The sequence below is a fragment of the Ensifer sp. Root1252 genome, from assembly GCF_001425885.1.
Classification (GTDB): domain Bacteria; phylum Pseudomonadota; class Alphaproteobacteria; order Rhizobiales; family Rhizobiaceae; genus Ensifer; species Ensifer canadensis.
In genome coordinates this window covers 269,476-286,523 of record NZ_LMDT01000001.1, presented here as the reverse complement: position 1 = coordinate 286,523, position 17,048 = coordinate 269,476, and the positions used below count along the sequence as shown (strand labels likewise).

At 60.6% G+C, this 17,048-nt stretch carries 15 protein-coding genes and 3 pseudogenes; 16 read left to right on the top strand and 2 right to left on the bottom strand.

Annotated elements, in window-relative coordinates:
- Positions 1-3 precede the first annotated feature (3 nt).
- Positions 4-501: a flagellar basal body-associated FliL family protein gene (locus ASD02_RS01380; RefSeq protein WP_025425926.1), complete on the top strand. Its 498-nt coding sequence runs from the start codon at positions 4-6 to the stop codon at positions 499-501.
- An 8-nt stretch (positions 502-509) separates the two neighbouring features.
- Complete coding sequence (fliP, locus tag ASD02_RS01375; RefSeq protein WP_057219905.1) at positions 510-1,247, top strand: flagellar type III secretion system pore protein FliP; 738 nt, start codon at positions 510-512, stop codon at positions 1,245-1,247.
- 285 nt (positions 1,248-1,532) lie between these two features.
- Here the strand turns inward: fliP and ASD02_RS01370 are convergent, their stop codons facing one another.
- Entirely contained in the window at positions 1,533-3,446 is a 1,914-nt protein-coding gene (locus ASD02_RS01370; RefSeq protein ID WP_025425928.1) for a glycosyl transferase, read from the bottom strand.
- Positions 3,447-3,500: 54 nt separating this feature from the next.
- Positions 3,501-3,767 (bottom strand): hypothetical protein, encoded by a 267-nt coding sequence (locus ASD02_RS01365; protein WP_128090457.1) that lies wholly within the window; start codon positions 3,765-3,767, stop codon positions 3,501-3,503.
- 84 nt (positions 3,768-3,851) lie between these two features.
- On the opposite strand from ASD02_RS01365, the pseudogene ASD02_RS39375 reads away from it, so the two are divergent.
- The 14 genes and pseudogenes from ASD02_RS39375 to flgK form a co-directional block, all read left to right on the top strand.
- Positions 3,852-4,037: pseudogene (locus tag ASD02_RS39375) on the top strand (flagellin); the annotation flags it as partial.
- Position 4,038: 1 nt separating this feature from the next.
- Positions 4,039-4,856 (top strand): annotated as a pseudogene (locus ASD02_RS01360) (flagellin); the annotation flags it as partial.
- Between the two features lies 1 nt (position 4,857).
- Positions 4,858-5,041 (top strand): flagellin (locus tag ASD02_RS39370; RefSeq protein ID WP_277996339.1); only part of this gene is annotated, 184 nt, incomplete at its 5' end.
- 262 nt (positions 5,042-5,303) lie between these two features.
- Positions 5,304-6,266, top strand: a pseudogene (locus ASD02_RS36640) (flagellin); the annotation flags it as partial.
- Between the two features lies 1 nt (position 6,267).
- Positions 6,268-6,451: flagellin (locus tag ASD02_RS39470; RefSeq protein WP_277996338.1), on the top strand; the 184-nt coding region annotated here is incomplete at its 5' end.
- A 332-nt stretch (positions 6,452-6,783) separates the two neighbouring features.
- Positions 6,784-7,752: a flagellin gene (locus ASD02_RS01350; protein WP_025425932.1), complete on the top strand. Its 969-nt coding sequence runs from the start codon at positions 6,784-6,786 to the stop codon at positions 7,750-7,752.
- 454 nt (positions 7,753-8,206) lie between these two features.
- The gene (locus tag ASD02_RS01345; RefSeq protein WP_025425933.1) at positions 8,207-8,860 is read left to right on the top strand and encodes a hypothetical protein; all 654 of its coding nucleotides are present in this window, start codon (positions 8,207-8,209) and stop codon (positions 8,858-8,860) included.
- Positions 8,857-10,065 (top strand): MotB family protein, encoded by a 1,209-nt coding sequence (locus ASD02_RS01340; protein ID WP_025425934.1) that lies wholly within the window; start codon positions 8,857-8,859, stop codon positions 10,063-10,065. Before ASD02_RS01345 ends, ASD02_RS01340 begins: the two co-directional genes overlap by 4 nt.
- Before the next feature lie 5 nt (positions 10,066-10,070).
- On the top strand, positions 10,071-11,381 hold the full coding sequence (gene motC / locus ASD02_RS01335) for a chemotaxis protein MotC (RefSeq protein WP_025425935.1): 1,311 nt from the start codon (positions 10,071-10,073) through the stop codon (positions 11,379-11,381).
- Positions 11,378-12,835 carry a flagellar hook-length control protein FliK gene (locus ASD02_RS01330; protein WP_025425936.1) on the top strand — a complete coding sequence of 486 codons (1,458 nt, stop codon included), beginning with the start codon at positions 11,378-11,380 and terminating at the stop codon, positions 12,833-12,835. Before motC ends, ASD02_RS01330 begins: the two co-directional genes overlap by 4 nt.
- A complete protein-coding gene (locus ASD02_RS01325; protein ID WP_025425937.1) occupies positions 12,786-13,343 on the top strand; it encodes a transglycosylase SLT domain-containing protein in 558 nt (185 codons plus the stop codon). The genes ASD02_RS01330 and ASD02_RS01325 overlap by 50 nt, the downstream gene beginning before the upstream one ends.
- A 270-nt stretch (positions 13,344-13,613) precedes the next feature.
- On the top strand, positions 13,614-14,285 hold the full coding sequence (locus ASD02_RS01320; protein WP_025425938.1) for a response regulator transcription factor: 672 nt from the start codon (positions 13,614-13,616) through the stop codon (positions 14,283-14,285).
- Between the two features lie 91 nt (positions 14,286-14,376).
- Positions 14,377-15,609 carry a flagellar hook protein FlgE gene (locus tag ASD02_RS01315; protein WP_025425939.1) on the top strand — a complete coding sequence of 411 codons (1,233 nt, stop codon included), beginning with the start codon at positions 14,377-14,379 and terminating at the stop codon, positions 15,607-15,609.
- Between the two features lie 23 nt (positions 15,610-15,632).
- Positions 15,633-17,048 (top strand): flagellar hook-associated protein FlgK, encoded by a 1,416-nt coding sequence (gene flgK, locus ASD02_RS01310; RefSeq protein ID WP_025425940.1) that lies wholly within the window; start codon positions 15,633-15,635, stop codon positions 17,046-17,048.

Below are 17,048 nucleotides of genomic sequence, written 5' to 3'. Positions count from 1 at the left end.
AAGATGGAAGAATTCGATACCGCCGCGCCCGTGAAATCACCGTCGAAGGTGATGACGATCGCCATCGTTGCCGTCCTGACGCTCGTCGCCGGCGGCGGCGGCTGGCTGGTCGGCGCCATGCTGGCGCCGCCGCCGCCCAAGGAGCAGGTGGAGGCGACCAAGGACACAGCTCCGAACGCAACCGGCGAGGAGGGCGTTCCGAAGATCGCGACGGAAGCCAACGGCGTCGTCCAGCTTGACCCGATCACCACGAACCTTGCCTACCCCTCGGAAAACTGGATCCGGCTCGAGGTGGCGTTGCAGTTCGACGGTGTCCCGGACCCGGCGATGGCCGAGCAGATACACCAGGATATCGCCGCCTATCTGAAAACCGTGTCGCTGCAGCAGATCCAGGGGCCGCGCGGCTTTCAATATCTCCGGGATGACATTCAGGAGCGGGTTGACCTGCGCTCGGATGGGCGCGTAACCAATGTTATGTTCAGAACCTTCGTCATTCAATGATTCGCTAAATGATCCGGCTCATCGCCTTCATAGTCGCCATGATGGCGATGTCCGGAGTTGCCGGCGCCCAGAGTTTTCCCTCTGACATCCTGAACACGCCCATCGACGGATCGGCCGCCTCCTGGATCATCCGGACGTTCGGCCTTCTGACCGTTCTTTCGGTGGCGCCCGGCATCCTGATCATGGTCACCAGCTTTCCGCGCTTCGTGATCGCCTTTGCCATCCTGCGCACCGGCATGGGCCTGGCGACGACACCGTCGAACATGATCATGGTTTCGCTGGCGCTGTTCATGACCTTCTACGTCATGGCTCCGACCTTCGACCGCGCTTGGCGCGACGGCATCGACCCGCTGATGAAGAATCAGATTACGGAAACGGAAGCGCTGCCGCGCATCGCCGAGCCGTTCCGCGAATTCATGCTCGCCAATACCCGCGACAAGGATCTGCAGCTCTTCATCGATATAGCCAAGGAAAAGGGCCAGACCGTCGTCGTCAACGACAAGGTCGACCTGCGCGCCGTCGTTCCCGCCTTCATGATCTCGGAAATCCGCCGCGGCTTCGAGATCGGCTTCCTCATCATGCTGCCATTCCTGGTGATCGACCTGATCGTTGCCACCATCACCATGGCGATGGGCATGATGATGCTGCCACCAACGGCGATCTCCCTGCCGTTCAAGATCCTCTTCTTCGTGCTGATCGACGGCTGGAACCTGCTCGTCGGCAGCCTGGTACGCTCGTTCAGCTGACCAGCGAACCCGCTCCTCTTCGTTCTTTCAGCCTTGGCTTGTCGCCACGCGCCGTCTCCTGTGCGTGGCCGCGGCTGCTGCAGAAATATCCTCAAGTGTCATCGACCCAGGCACCAGCCGGTGAGTTTGAAACGTTGTCTTGCCCTTGTCGCGCTGTGTTTGATGCGCTGAGCTAAGCTGTAAGCAACGCGCCGGTTCTTGCGTAAAGCCGAACGAAAAACCCCGCCGGATGGGCGGGGTTCAGGAGGGTTATGATGTGCCGGCGGTTGAGCCCGCCTTCTGACTTTACTGTGCGAACGATCCTGTACGTACCGGCAGTGCCGGCACGTCGATGAGAGCAGGCTCCAATCCCTTCTTCGCGCGGTCGGCCATCGCCTCATAGGCCTGCTCGAGGTGGCGGCAGAAGCGTTCCGCATCAAAGAGCGGCATCTGCAGCCGGTTGTCGGCGAGCTTCTGCTTGTATTCGGCTACCTTGCCGCGGGTCTCGTAAAGGGCGATCGCCTGCCCGACATAGTCGTCGACATCGGCGGCAACGAGTTCCGGCACGCCGATTGCGCGCAGCAGGCTTTCGCTGACGCGCGAGGCGAAGTGCGTGCCCTTTGGCGTCAGCACCGGCAAGCCCATCCACAACTGCTCCGACGTCGTGGTGTGTCCGTTACAGGGGAAAGTGTCGAGGCCGAGGTCGGCGACTGGGATACGCGCCAAGTGTTGTTCGTACTCGACCTTCGCGCAGAAGATAATGCGTTTTGTGGCGATGCCGTAGCTCTGGAAACGCCGAAGAATATGAGCCTGGGCTTCCGGCTTGGGGCACATCAGCCAGAGAACGCTGTCAGGCGTCCTGCGCAGGATCCCAGCCCATGCCTTCATGGTTTCGACGGTGATCTTGCGGTTGGCGTTGAACGATGCGTAGACGAAAGCATCTTCCGGCAGGCCCGCTTGCGTGCGTGTCATCGCTGCCGGCCGTGGCCGGCCGGCAGGGTCGTTCGGCTGGTAGGTCTCGGGCAACCGGCAGAACCGCTCGTAGTAGTGGTCCTCGCTGCCATCGGGAAGGACGTGACGGTCGCCGATGATGTAGTCGAGATCGACGTTGACGGTGGTGCCGGGGAAACCGAGCCATGTCGCCTGCACAGGTGCGGTCTTGTGGTTGAGTATGGCAACGCGACTGTTCATCGTATGGCCCTTGAGATCGACGAGGATATCGATCTGCTCGTCGCGGATCGTCTGGGCGGCCTGCTCGTCGGAAAGGTTTTCGATGCGGACGATTTTGCCCCAGGTCTGACGCCCTTCGCCAGCAACGGCGAGGTGTTTCTCCGGCGTGTAGCAGAAGAGCGTCACGTCGAATTTCTCGCGATCATGCAAGGTCAGCACGGCTTGCAGGAGCTTCATCGTCGCGTGCGGTCCCCAGAAGTCGTTCGAAAGGTAACCCAGCCGTATCTTCTTGCCCCACACGTGCTGCATCTTGCGGCGTTCCTCGGGCAATGTTGGTGGGAACGGCTGATCAAGCGCAGCGGCCAGGCGGTTCAACTTTTCATCGCGGCACCAGTGCACATTGTAGAAAGGCGTTTCCGCGCGCAGAAATTTGCGGTTGGTCGCCTGGATCGCACGCTCCAGCGCCTGCGCATAGTTTTCGATTTCGTTGAAGTTGTTCACTTCCTGCATGAAAACGAGATAAGCCGACAGCAGGACCGGGTTCGATGGCGTCCGCCGGAACAGGTTGGTGACGATCTCGCGATCATCGTTGTTTCCGACATCCGACGTCAGCAGCTTTGCCGCCAGCACCTGGTGTTCCTGCCGCGCGCTCGCCGAGAGTGTCGATTTGAAAGGGCTGAGAATGTCGGCCTGGTCGCGCTTCAGGAACAAGGTCACGATGATGTAGGCAAGTTCGGGATCGGTCTTTGCCTGCTCGAGCAAGGGCCGGCCGAGGCTTAAGGCCTGATCATCATTGCCGCAGGCGAAATGCAGCTTCATGGCCTCGGCCAGGAAATGCTCCGAACGCAATCCGCCTTCTTCGCCGGCCAGCTGATAGGCTTGTGCAGCATCGCTCCGGAAGCCGAGCTTCAGCAGTACCTTTGCCAGAAGCGCATAGGTCTTGGCATCACGGGTAAGATCGAGCAGCTGATTGAGGGTATCGAGCGCCTCGGTGTACTGGCCTTTTTGATACTGCCGCGAAGCGGAAGAGAAGATGGTGTGGGCGTTCAAGGGAAGCTCCATGGGATAAGCGCAACCGTTGTCACCGCGCGAGCCTGTGCAACGTCAATGTTCCAGGGTGTTGTTTTGAAGCAGAAACCTTGCCCCAAGCGGGATTGCTGAGCGATTTGCGTATTGTTTGCCAATAAACGCGATGTCGATGAAGTCATTCGCGGGCGACGGGGTGGCGGCAAAGTAACGTGCCGTTAACCATAGGATTTTGCTTAGAAAATATCCTTCCGCCTTAATGAAATCGCAAGCTTTGGGAGGGATATTCACCTTCACATGACGGGTTTGGTTTCCTTCACTTGAGTGAGCGGAGCCGAGTGGCATGAAGCCGGTCCGTCATTGCCGGTAGACGTATTCAGTCCGGCATGTCCCCAACCGTGTAACCTTGTAAATTTGAGGGACAGTCTCATGACTTCTATTATGACCAACAACTCGGCAATGGCCGCACTCTCCACGCTGCGTTCGATCAATTCCTCGATGGAAACGACGCAGGACCGTATTTCGTCCGGCTACCGCGTTGGTAACGCTTCCGACAACGCCGCTTACTGGTCGATCGCAACGACCATGCGTTCGGACAACAAGGCCCTCGGCACGNCGTATTTCGTCCGGCTACCGCGTTGGTAACGCTTCCGACAACGCCGCTTACTGGTCGATCGCAACGACCATGCGTTCGGACAACAAGGCCCTCGGCACAGTTCAGGACGCACTCGGCCTCGGCGCTGCCAAGACCGACGTTGCTTACACCGGCATGAAAGCCGCGATCTCGGTCGTCGACGAAATCAAGGCAAAGCTGGTTGCTGCCAGCGAGCCGGGTGTTGACAAGTCCAAGGTCCAGAAGGAAATCACGCAGCTGCAGGATCAGCTGAAGAGCGTGGTCAAGTCCGCTGGCTTCTCCGGCGAAAACTGGCTCTACACCGCTTCCGGCGCAACTGCTCCGGGCACGAAGTCGATCGTCGGTTCGTTCAACCGTGACGCTTCTGGCAACGTCAGCCTGACGACGCTCGACGTCGACACGACCAAGACCATGCTGATCGACGAAGCAGCAACAGCAAACGGCCTGCTCACAGACGCACTCAAGGACTCCACTGGCACGGCCATCGCCGGCGTCAAAGCAGCAACAGCAAACGGCCTGCTCACAGACGCACTCAAGGACTCCACTGGCACGGCCATCGCCGGCGTCAGCGTTCTGACCCTCGACATCAGCACTGGGGTAACGGCAACGACACTGGCCAACTACCTCAGCGGTGTCGACACTGTCCTGAAGAGCATGACCGATGCCGCTTCGGACCTCGGCGCCGTCAACAAGCGCGTCGATCTCCAGAAGGACTTCGTCGACAACCTGATGGACTCGATCGAATCGGGCGTCGGCAAGCTGGTTGACGCCGACATGAACGAAGAGTCGACCCGCCTGAANCCAGAAGGACTTCGTCGACAACCTGATGGACTCGATCGAATCGGGCGTCGGCAAGCTGGTTGACGCCGACATGAACGAAGAGTCGACCCGCCTGAAGGCTCTGCAGACGCAGCAGCAGCTCGGCATCCAGGCTCTCTCGATCGCCAACAGCAGCTCGCAGAACATCCTGTCGTTGTTCCGCTAAGCGGTCCAGACACCGGCGACTTCGGTCCCGGACTGCAAAACGAAAAACCGCGTCTCCATCGAGGCGCGGTTTTTCTTTTGTCGGTATGTTTTTTTCGTCTGCGGCTTCAAGCTTCGTTAACCATCTTGGTGTTTTCTGTGGCTATCGAAACGGCGGGTTAACCAACAAGATTAACGCGTTAGCAGGCATGAAGCTGGCCGCCGGTTCCCGGTAATCCCGGAATGTCCCTTTCAATCCAGTTTTCCCAAGGGGCACTCAGCCAATGACGTCTATCATGACCAACAACGCGGCAATGGCCGCACTCTCCACGCTGCGTTCGATCAATTCCTCGATGGAAACGACGCAGGACCGTATTTCGTCCGGCTACCGCGTTGGTAACGCTTCCGACAACGCCGCTTACTGGTCGATCGCAACGACCATGCGTTCGGACAACAAGGCCCTCGGCACGGTTCAGGACGCACTCGGCCTCGGCGCAGCCAAGACCGACGTTGCTTACACCGGCATGAAAGCCGCGATCTCGGTCGTCGACGAAATCAAGGCAAAGCTGGTTGCTGCCAGCGAGCCGGGCGTTGACAAGTCCAAGGTCCAGAAGGAAATCACGCAGCTTCAGGAACAGCTTAAGAGCGTCGTCAAGTCCGCTTCGTTCTCCGGCGAAAACTGGCTCTACACCGCTTCCGGCGCAACTGCTCCGGGCACGAAGTCGATCGTCGGTTCGTTCAACCGTGACTCCAACGGCAATGTCAGCCTGACGACGCTCGACGTCGACACGACCAAGACCATGCTGATCGACGAAGCAGCAACAGCAAACGGCCTGCTCACAGACGCACTCAAGGACTCCACACGACCAAGACCATGCTGATCGACGAAGCAGCAACAGCAAACGGCCTGCTCACAGACGCACTCAAGGACTCCACTGGCACGGCCATCGCCGGCGTCAGCGTTCTGACCCTCGACATCAGCACTGGCGTAACGGCAACGACACTGGCCAATTACCTCAGCGGCGTTGACACCGTCCTGAAGAGCATGACTGACTCTGCTGCAGACCTCGGTGCGGTCAACAAGCGCGTCGACCTCCAGAAGGACTTCGTCGACAACCTGATGGACTCGATCGAATCGGGCGTCGGCAAGCTGGTTGACGCCGACATGAACGAAGAGTCGACCCGCCTGAAGGCGATCGCCGTCTCGACCATCCTGTTCCAGACGATCTCCGGCAACCGCATCCTGANCCAGAAGGACTTCGTCGACAACCTGATGGACTCGATCGAATCGGGCGTCGGCAAGCTGGTTGACGCCGACATGAACGAAGAGTCGACCCGCCTGAAGGCTCTGCAGACGCAGCAGCAGCTCGGCATCCAGGCCCTGACGATTGCCAACACCAACTCGCAGAACATCCTGTCGCTGTTCCGTTAATCAGCGCATAGGTATGACGGACGCATCTGCGCCCGTCATGATCATGACCTCCAGGAAGCCGCGCCGCCCGAAAGGACGGCGCGGTTTTTGCGTTACCGGGGCGTTGTCTTTTGCCGTTAACGCCTGCTTCATATTCCCTTATTTTTGTTCACCTTCGTTACTGACTTATGAATGGCGTTAACCGTTTGTTAACCAAACAATCGTTACACATTCGTTAAGAGCGAAGGGTCGCCCCCAGGGCAAAACAGGGGCGGTTCGCATGACGCTGGTCCCGTCGCTGCCGGTCAATCACTCCGGAATGTTCTCAGAAAATCTTTCGGGGCAAGTGACCAATGACCAGCATCATGACCAACACGGCCGCCATGGCCGCACTTCAGACGTTGCGTTCGATCAACACCAATATGGCCGAAGTGCAGGAGCGAATCTCGTCCGGCTACCGCGTGCAGACAGCAGCCGACAACGCCGCCTATTGGTCGATCGCGACCACCATGCGCTCGGACAACGCCGCACTCTCCACCGTTCAGGATGCGCTTGGTCTCGGTGCGGCGAAGGTCGACACTGCCTATGCGGCGATGAAGGCGTCGATCGACGTCGTCACCGAAATCAAGACCAAGCTCGTCGCCGCGCGCGAGCCCGGCGTCGACAAGCTCAAGATCAACAAGGAAATCACCGAGCTGAAGAACCAGCTCATGTCCGCCGCACAATCGGCGTCGTTCTCGAGCGAGAACTGGCTCTACAATACCAATACAGCCGCCGTCGGCACGAAGTCGGTCGTCGCTTCCTTCAACCGCGACGGAAACGGCAATGTTTCCATCACGACGCTCGATTTCGACACGGCGCAATCGATGCTGATCGACACGGGCAGCGCGGCGCGCGGCCTGCTGACCAGGGCCTATGATGCCGACCAGCTGCAGCAGACGCCGACCGGCACCGCCGCACCGTACTATCTGATCGTCGCCCCGCCGGCTGCGCCGCCGACCGGCACCGAAATCAAGCTGACTGCGACGACCGCGCCCACGGAAATGGACGCGATGATCCGCGTCGTCGACAAGATCCTCGGGCAGCTGACGGACGCCGGTTCGACACTCGGCGCGATCACCAAGCGTATCGACATGCAGGAAAGCTTTGTCGCCAACCTGATGGATACGATCGACAAGGGCGTCGGTCGTCTGGTCGATGCCGACATGAATGAGGAATCGACGCGCTTGAAGGCGCTGCAGACGCAGCAGCAGCTCGGCATTCAGGCGCTGTCGATCGCCAATACCAACTCCGAAAACATTCTGCGCCTCTTCCAGCAGTAAGGTTTTCCAGCCGGTGGCGCCTTGGTTCCGCCGGTTTGGGACCGCCCGTCCGTGCCCGCCGAGAAGGCGGATATCGAATCGAGTTGAGTTCTGCCACGTCGTCGGTCACGGCACCCGGTGGAAACGGTTGGACCGCGCTAATTGCCCTGGCGCGGTCCAACACATTCATTTTCGCACAAGTTTGACCGAATAGCGTTCCCTCGCAGTCCTGTCGGATGACTGCCGGCCAATATGAGATTTGCGCCGCCGCCTGCATCGGTCTGCCGCCGGAATGAAAATTCCCGTGCCCGGCCGCTGTAAGTCAAAGAATGCAGGGTTCGCCGCTATCGGTGACCGGACCCGAGGGAGACATTTCAGCAGTGTCAGGATCATGGGAATTCTGCGCCGTAGGGCGGCGCCTGTCGGGTAGACGGGGATCGCCTTCTATCGTGCTGCGCGCATCGAGGTTCCAGCCATGAGCGCGATGCTGTCCCGCTATCTCAAGGATTTCAGTGCGCCGAAAGTCGAATTGTCGATGATGCCGCAGAAATACTTCCCCGATCTGGATACAGACTACTCCGATGGCGACCGGCACACGTCGCGAGCGGCTGCGCCGCAGATCGATGTCGAAGCCGAACGGCGCGAGGCTTTCGAGCAGGGCCGCGCCGAAGCGTCGGCGGAGCTTGCCTTCGAACACGGCAATCAGATCGCCGATCTCCAGGCGGCCCACGCGGCCGAAATCGAGGCCCTGACCAGGCGCCTCGAGGACGAGGCCGCAAGTCGCATGGCCGGACGGTTTCAGGAGATGACCGAGCATCTGGCGGTTTCGCTGGGTGACCAGACCGCCCGGGTGCTTGCACCTGTCATGGAGGAGGCGCTCGCGCAGCGCGCCGTTGCCGATATGGCGCAGATGATCCGGCAGGGAATTATCGCTGGCGAAGGCTGTGCGATCACCATCAAGGGTCCGCTTCCCCTGTTCGAAGCATTGAAGAGCAGCCTCGGCGACGACATGCCGGTGTTCCGCCACGTTGAAACCAACGACATCGACCTCGCCATCGAAATGGATGAGACGATCCTCGTTACAAGAATGGCGGCTTGGGCCGACACTGTCCGGAAGGTCCTCGCATGAGCGACGAAAGCCATCACAACGGCAAGAACGAAATCATCATCGTCAAACGAGTGAGTGGCGGTCATGGCGAGCATCACGGCGGCGGCTGGAAGATTGCCTACGCCGACTTCATGACGGCGATGATGGCCTTCTTCCTCGTCATGTGGCTGATCAATGCCGCCAACGAGGAGACGAAGGCGGCCATCGCCTCCTATTTCAACCCGGTGCAGCTGACCGACCAGAAGCCCGCTGAGCGTGGCTTGAAGGATCCTGCCAAGGATGCGCAGGGCGAAGAGACACAGCAGCGATCGAAGGTCGACGGCGAGCAGGAAAAATCGGGCGGCTCGGCCAAGACCGGCGACCAGCTGACCGCAACCTCGGGCGAGGAAACGAAATACTCCGACGCCGATTTCTTCGAGAATCCCTATTCGGTGCTTTCGGAAATCGCGCAGGAAGTCGGCCAGCAGGCAAACATCAGCGTCAAGGGTGACGGCGGTGCGGCGCAGTCCGGGCCGTCGACCGGGGCGGAAGGCGGCGAGGCCTTTCGCGATCCATTCGACCCGGACTTCTGGACCAAACAGGTCGAAGTCAAGGATGCCGGCAACACCACCGAGAAGGACGTCGCCTTGGCGTCCAAGGCGGCGATGGCGAGCGGCGCAGCGCCATTGCAGAAGACCGCCGAAGAACAAAAGGCCGAAGGGAAGCCGGCCGACGCCGGTAAGACTGATGCCGAAGAGGCAGAACTTGCCAAACCGGATGCCGCAGCGCAGGCCGAGGAATTGAAGGCCGAGATCAAGAGGGAGCTCGGAGGCGATGCCGGCAAACTGGCAGAGGGCCTCGTCGTGACGCCGGCTGAAGGCGGTCTGCTGTTGACGATCAGCGAACAGACGGATTCCCAGATGTTTGCCGTCGGCTCGGCCGTGCCGCAGAAGGAACTTGTCATGGCCATGGAGAAGATCGGCCGGCTGCTGTCTGAGCGCCAGGGCGTTGTCGCCATCCGTGGCCACACCGATGGTCGTCCGTTCAAGGACGGCACCTATGACAACTGGCGCCTGTCGGCTGCGCGCGCCCAGAGCGCCTACTACATGCTCGTTCGCGGTGGTCTCAAGGAAGATCGCGTCAGCCAGATCAGCGGCTTTGCCGACCGGCGGCTACAGATCCCTGGCGATCCCTATGCGCCCGGCAACCGCCGTATCGAAATCCTGCTGCAGTCGGCTAAGGGTTAGAACCGATGCTGCGACGCTTGCGATCCGCCTTGATGATGTCGGCACTGGCCATCCCGCTTTCGGCGGGAATGGCGGATGCCAACGACCTCGAGGAGCTTGCACCCTTCAAGATGATCCGGTCGCTGCAATACGTGCAGGACTCGGTGGTGCTCGGCGATCATTCTGCCATCGAGATGCAGCGCTTCATGCTGGGTGCGATCGACAAGCGGCTCAGGGCTGCGGATGCGTCCGTGTTCCGCGATCCGCGCAATGTCGATGCGGCACTTGTCTACGCCATGAGCGGCGGTAATCCGGAAACACTCAACTATCTCGCCGACCATGATGTCGATGGCAATTTCGATTCGCGCGTTACTGACGCGCTTAGGCAATATCTCGGCGGCAAGGGTGGCCTGATCGTCGAGAGCCTGTCGAAGGCGGCGCCCGAGTACCGCAATTCCCGTGTTGGTCCCTACCTGTTCCTGATCCTCGGCAATGCCACATCTCAGCAGGACCCGGTCGGGGCGATGAAGTTCTACGACTGGGCGCGATTGACTGCTCCGGGAACGATTATCGAGGAGGCGGCGCTTCGTCGCTCGGTCTTCCTTGCTGTGCAGGCGAACATGCCTGACAAGGGATTTCGTTATGCCCTGAACTACGCCCGCCGATACCTGACGTCGCCCTATGCCAGCCAATTCGCCGACGTCTTCGTCGAGCTGGCCGTCGGGCATTTCGACGAGGCGGCGCACGAACGGATTTCCGAAATCCTGACTTTCATGGATGCGCCGCGCCAGCGCGAGGTCTATCTTCGCGTCGCACGACGTGCGGCTATCAGCGGAAAGCAATCCTTGGCAAAGCTTGCCTCGGAACGGGCCGAGCAGCTCGCAGCCGACGGTGCGTCCGAGCCGCGTGTGCTCGCCAATTTTTACGCCGGGCTGGCGTCGGTACCGTCGTCTGACGTCTTTGCCGCAACACAGAGCATCGCCGCGATCCCGGACGCTGAGCTTTCTCCGCGTGACCGAGCCCTGCGTGACGCGGCAAAGGCAGTTGCAGAGGCCGTTGTCAGACCACCGGACGATGAAAGCCTCACGCAAGCGTTCTCCGCTAGACCGGTTAGACCAGCCACGCCAGTCGAGCAGATCGAAGGTGCGGAAACGGGAAGCGGCATGAGCCCGTTCGGTAGCCCGGCGGCTGATGCCAGCGCCCCAGAAGCTGGCGAGACGACACAGGCCAGCGCTGAGACTGCCGACGCCTCCGATCCTGCTCACGACGGTTTCGTGGCCAAGGGGCGGTCCAAGTTGGAGGAGATCGATGCGCTGCTAAGGGGGGAAGGCAAATGAGAGCTCTCGACGAAAGCCTGCGCGCACCACCTCAGTCCCAGACGGGCAAGCCGGGCGCACGTGCGGGCGGCAAGGAGCAAGCCCCCGGCGCCTTCGAGGACGCCGTCGCAACCGCTGGGCGCCAGAAGGCGAACGGTCAGGGCGGACAAGGTTCGTCCGCCGGCAACGGCGAGGCGGCCGAAGGCGAAAACTCTGGAGCTGCGACCTTGATTGGCAATGGCGGCATTAAAGGCGGCGACGCCAAGATCTCGATCTCCAAGCAGGCGCACAATCGTGCACCTGGGGATCCGGAAGATCCGTTGCTCGACAATCACAATGCTCAGAACGAGCGGTTCTCGCTCGCGGAGCGTGGACGAGACGCCAAGCGTGTTGCTGCCAAGGCGGCGCGGGCGCGCGAACAGGCGAATGAGACGGTTGCCGCCGACGCCGACGAATTGGCCGCCGGCATAGCGGGTTTGTCGCGCGGCTTGGGTAGGGGCCAGGCAAACGGCGCGCAGGGTGCAGACGGCGAGCCAACTGATGCGGCCGCGGCTTCAGATGCCAAGACTTCCCCAAGCGCCAGCGTAGACGACCTGCTGACGCTGCTCGGCGGCAACGCCATGCCGTCGACGCGTGCTGATGCCCAAGGTGGCTCGGCCGGCGCCGCTGGCGTCCATGCCCTCGGTGAACGCGGCGCCAAGGGCGCTGGGCATGGCGAGATGATCGATGCCCATGGTGCGAGTGCCGAAGGTGCCGATGGCGAACAGGGCACCGACCGGTTGTTCCGCTTCGCCCGCGCCGATGGCAAGGGGCAGGCGATTTCGATGAGCATATCGAAGGACGGCGAACGGGCGACGGTTGACGCCGCGCGGTCAAATGCCAAGGCTGAGAACGTCACCGTGCTCGAAGCTCGCCGTTATCTCGGCATTTCGATGAACAGCAATTCCACCAATGTCGCCAACGCGATCGCCGGCGACGCGGGCTTTGCCCAGTCGTTGCAGCCGAGTGCTGCCCTCGGCCAGCCGGGTGCCTGGACGCAGGCCGGCAAGACCTTGAACACGCTCAAGATCCAGATGCATCCGATCGAGCTTGGCCTCGTCACCGCAACGTTGCGGTTGAAGGACGACGAGCTGCAGGTCGAGCTGAAGGTGGAGAACGGCGAAGCCTTCCGCCAGCTGCGCGACGACCAGAGCGAAATGGTCAAGGCGCTGCGAGCCCAGGGCTTCGCGGTCGATCAGATCAACGTCGTGTTCAATTCGGGCAGCGATACATCGACGGGCGGCGGCAGCTCGCAGCCGCAGGCCCAGGCGGGCCAGCAGGGCCGCGATCGCGCCGAGGACGGTAGCGGGCAGGGGCGGCAGCGACAGGATGGCGACAGCCAGGGTTCAGTGGCGGAAAGGCGGGTTGGCAATGGCGGTACGGATGATGCGGTTGCCGGCACTGAGCGTTCTCGCACTGGTCACGTCTACATGTAGCGCATTCGCCGGTGCCGACACTGGAATCTGCGAACGTGAAATCATCTCGGCAGCATCCAAATACGGCATTCCGGCCGGCATACTCTACTCCGTCGGATTGACGGAAACCGGCCGCAAGGGGTCGCTGCAACCCTACGCAATGAATATCGAAGGTAAGGCCTATTTCGGCACCAGCACGCAGGATGTTCTCGTTCGATTTGCCAACGCTCAGGCGCAGGGTGCCAAGCTCATCGATCTCGGTTGCATGCAGATAAATTACCACTTCCATGGCGATCAGTTCGCATCGCCGACGGAGATGCTTGACCCTCGCAAGAATGTCGAATATGCCGCGCGCTTCCTGTCCAACCTTCGAGCGAAGCATGAGAGCTGGACAATGGCCGTCGCACGGTATCATGCCGGCCCGAACAACGACCCGGCGCAGAAGAAATATGTCTGCCGGGTGATCGCGAATCTGGTCGCGACGGGCTACGGCAAGTGGACGCCGAATGCCACGCAGTTCTGTCAATAAGCAACCAATGATTGTTTGATTACGGGTCATTCTGCATTGTGGCGACAATGCGTGGAGAATGTGACGGCAAGTGGTTTTGTCGCAAGCCGTTAACTTTTCCACATTATTTTAGTGTGACCGTTAACGCTTAGCCACTAGATGTAGATCAAATCGGCGCGATATGGTTAATCAATTATTAATTCCACCCATTAACTTCCTCTAGTTGTTCATGAATCCCTCGATTCGTACCTCTCAATCAGTGCGGTGCCATACTGATTCGGAGGCGGACGAATGATCGTAGTGGTTGACGATAGAGAACTCGTGAAAGACGGCTACACGTCGCTTTTCGGGCGTGAAGGAATTCCCTCGACGGGCTTTGATCCCAAGGAGTTCGGCGAGTGGGTGAATGCGGCGGCAGATTCGGATATCGACGCGGTCGAAGCGTTTCTGATCGGCCAGGGTGACAGCACCTTTGCCTTGCCGCGCGCGATCCGCGACCGGTCGATGGCGCCCGTCATTGCGGTCAGCGATACGCCTTCGCTCGAAAACACCCTGGCGTTGTTCGACTGCGGCGTCGACGACGTCGTTCGCAAGCCGGTTCACCCCCGCGAGATCCTGGCACGCGTTGCGGCGATCCGTCGCCGCCTGAAAGCCATCAACAACTACACCGACATCGGCCCGATCCGCGTCTTTGCAGATGGCCGCGATCCGGAGATCAACGGCGACGTGTTCGCATTGCCACGCCGCGAGCGCCGCATTCTCGAATATCTGGTCTCCAACCGCGGGCGCCGAGTCTCCAAGTCTCAGATTTTCAACGCGATTTACGGCATCTTCGATGAAGACGTCGAGGAGAACGTCGTCGAAAGCCACATCAGCAAGCTGCGCAAGAAACTGCGCAAGAAGTTGGGCTTCGACCCGATCGATTCCAAGCGGTTCCTTGGCTACTGCATCGACTGGAACTAAGGCGCGGCTAGGCGGGTCAGGGCGTACCTAAGACAGGTTCACGCAAGGCCCGCTTCCTAGTGTCGCTGCAACGTGGAAATGAGGATCCGATATGAGTCTCTATGGCAGCATGAGAACGGGCGTCTCCGGTATGAACGCTCAGTCGAACCGTCTCGGCACTGTCGCCGAAAACATCGCGAATGCGAACACGACGGGCTACAAGCGCGCCTCGACAGAGTTCTCATCGATGATCCTGCCTTCGGGCGGCGGCAACTACAATTCCGGCGGCGTCGAGACCCAGGTGCGCTACAGCATTTCGCAGCAGGGCGGCACAAGCTACACGACGTCCTCGAGCGACCTCGCGATCAACGGCGGCGGCTTCTTCATCGTGCAGGGCAACGGCGGCGAGAATTTCCTGACCCGTGCCGGCTCCTTCGTTCCCGATAAGGACGGCAACCTCGTCAACACCGCCGGCTTCAAGCTGATGGGCTACGAATACAAGGCTGGCGCCGACCCGACGGTCGTGGTCAACGGCTTCGACGGCCTGACGGAAGTCAAGCTCAAGGACGAAGGCCTGGTGGCGTCGGGCTCGACCAAGGGCACGATGGAAGCGAACCTGCCGTCAGGTGCTGCCGTCGGCGACGAAAAGCCGACGTCGCTTGTCGTCTACGACAGCCAGGGTAACACCCGCATCCTCGACTTCGTCTACAAGAAAACCGGCGTGAACCAGTGGTCGCTTGAGATACGGGACCGTTCGACATACACGGCAGGCCCGCCGGCAACGGGCGTGATCGGCTCGCAGAGCATGACGTTTGACGCGGCCGGCAAGCGCATTTCGGCCACGCCCGCCACGCTGACGACGACGCCTATCAACAACCTGCCGGGCACAGGCGCCAATCTCGGCGCCCTGACGATCGACACGACAAAGACGTCGCAGCTCGGTGGCGATTTCACCAGCACCGGCGGCGGCATCGACGGCAGCAAGCCGAGCAAGATGTCGGGCTTCGAGATCGACAAGGAAGGCGTGGTCTACGTCAAGTACGGCGACGGTAACCTCATTCCGAAGTTCCGCATCGCGCTTGCCACCGTCCAGAGCCCGGACAGGCTCTTGCCGCAGTCTGGCAACGTCTACTCGCAGGGCACCGATTCCGGCGTCATCGTCACCGGTTTTGCCGGCTCCGGTGCGTTCGGCAACATCCAGTCCAAGGCGCTCGAGAACTCCAACGTCGATATCGCCAACGAGCTGACCTCGATGATCGAGGCGCAACGCAACTACACGGCAAACTCCAAGGTGTTCCAGACCGCATCGGACCTGCTTGAAGTTCTGGTCAACCTGAAACGGTAATTGAAAGAGATACGGTCCGCGTTATGTCGCTGTCCTCCGCAATATCCATCGCACAACAGGCTTTCAGCAACACGGCGCAGCAAACCGCGATCGTGTCGAAGAACATCGCGAACGCGGGCAACGCGGACTACTCGCGTCGGCTTGCTTTGCTCGGAAGCACGGCGAATGGCGCGCAGGTCGTATCCATCTACCGTGCCCAGAACGAGGCGCTGCTCAAACAGAGCATCGCCGGCATGGGCGAGGCCTCGGGCCAGGCAAGGCTGCGGGAAGGGCTGGAACTGATGAAGTCGGCGCTCGGTGGCAACAGCTACGAGACGGCGCCTTCCAAGCTGCTGGCCGATTTCCGCAACAGCCTTCAGACCTTTGCCGCGACCCCTGGCAACAAGACGATCGCCGCAACGGCGGTTTCTGATGCCGGGGACCTGGCGGATTCGCTCAACAAGGCCTCCAAGTCCGTCCAGGACATGCGCGAGAATGCCGACAAGGAAATCGCGCTGGAGGTCGACAAGCTGAATGGCCTGTTGGCGGAATTCGAAAAGGCCAACAACGCCGTCAAGGCGGCAACGGCGCAAGGGTCGGACCCGAACGACGCGCTCGATCAGCGCGACAAGATTTTGAAGCAGGTCTCCGAGATCGTCGGCATTTCGACGACGACGCGCGCCAACAACGACACTGTGATCTTCACCACCGACGGGACCGTGCTGTTCGAGACGATTCCGCGCTCGGTCACCTTCGCCTCGCAAAACGTTTACGACGCGACGACAGTCGGCAACAAGATCTATGTCGACGGCGTGCCGATTGCCGCGGGAACCGGCGCCGATACGACGGCGAAGGGCAAGCTAGCAGCACTCGTACAGCTGCGCGACGACGTCGGGCCGAAATTCCAGTCGCAGCTCGACGAAATCGCCCGCGGCCTGGTGACGATGTTCCAGGAAGGCGGCCAGCCCGGCCTGTTTACCTGGGGAACGGCGGGTATTCCGCCAGTCGGCATCGTGCCTGGCATGGCATCGAAGATCACGGTCAACGCGCTTGCCAAGGCAGACCCGCTGATGCTGCGCGACGGTGGTTTCGACGGTACGTCGAACAACCCCACCGGCAATGCAGGCTATACCGCCCTGCTGGACGGCTTCATCAACGCAATGGGTGAGAACATGGCGTTCGACCCAGCGTCCGGCCTCGACAGCAACAGCAACATTCTGAATTTCGCCACCAGCTCCGTCGGCTGGTTGGAGCAGTTCCGCAAGACGGCATCGACAGCCGACGACAACAAGTCGGCTCTGCTGTCGCGCACGGCGGAAGCGCTGAGCAAGCAGACTGGCGTCAGCATCGACGAAGAACTGTCGCTGCTGCTCGATCTCGAACAATCCTACAAAGCATCGGCCAAGCTGGTCAGCACCGTGGACGCCATGATGGCGGCCCTTATGGAAGCTGTGAGGTAA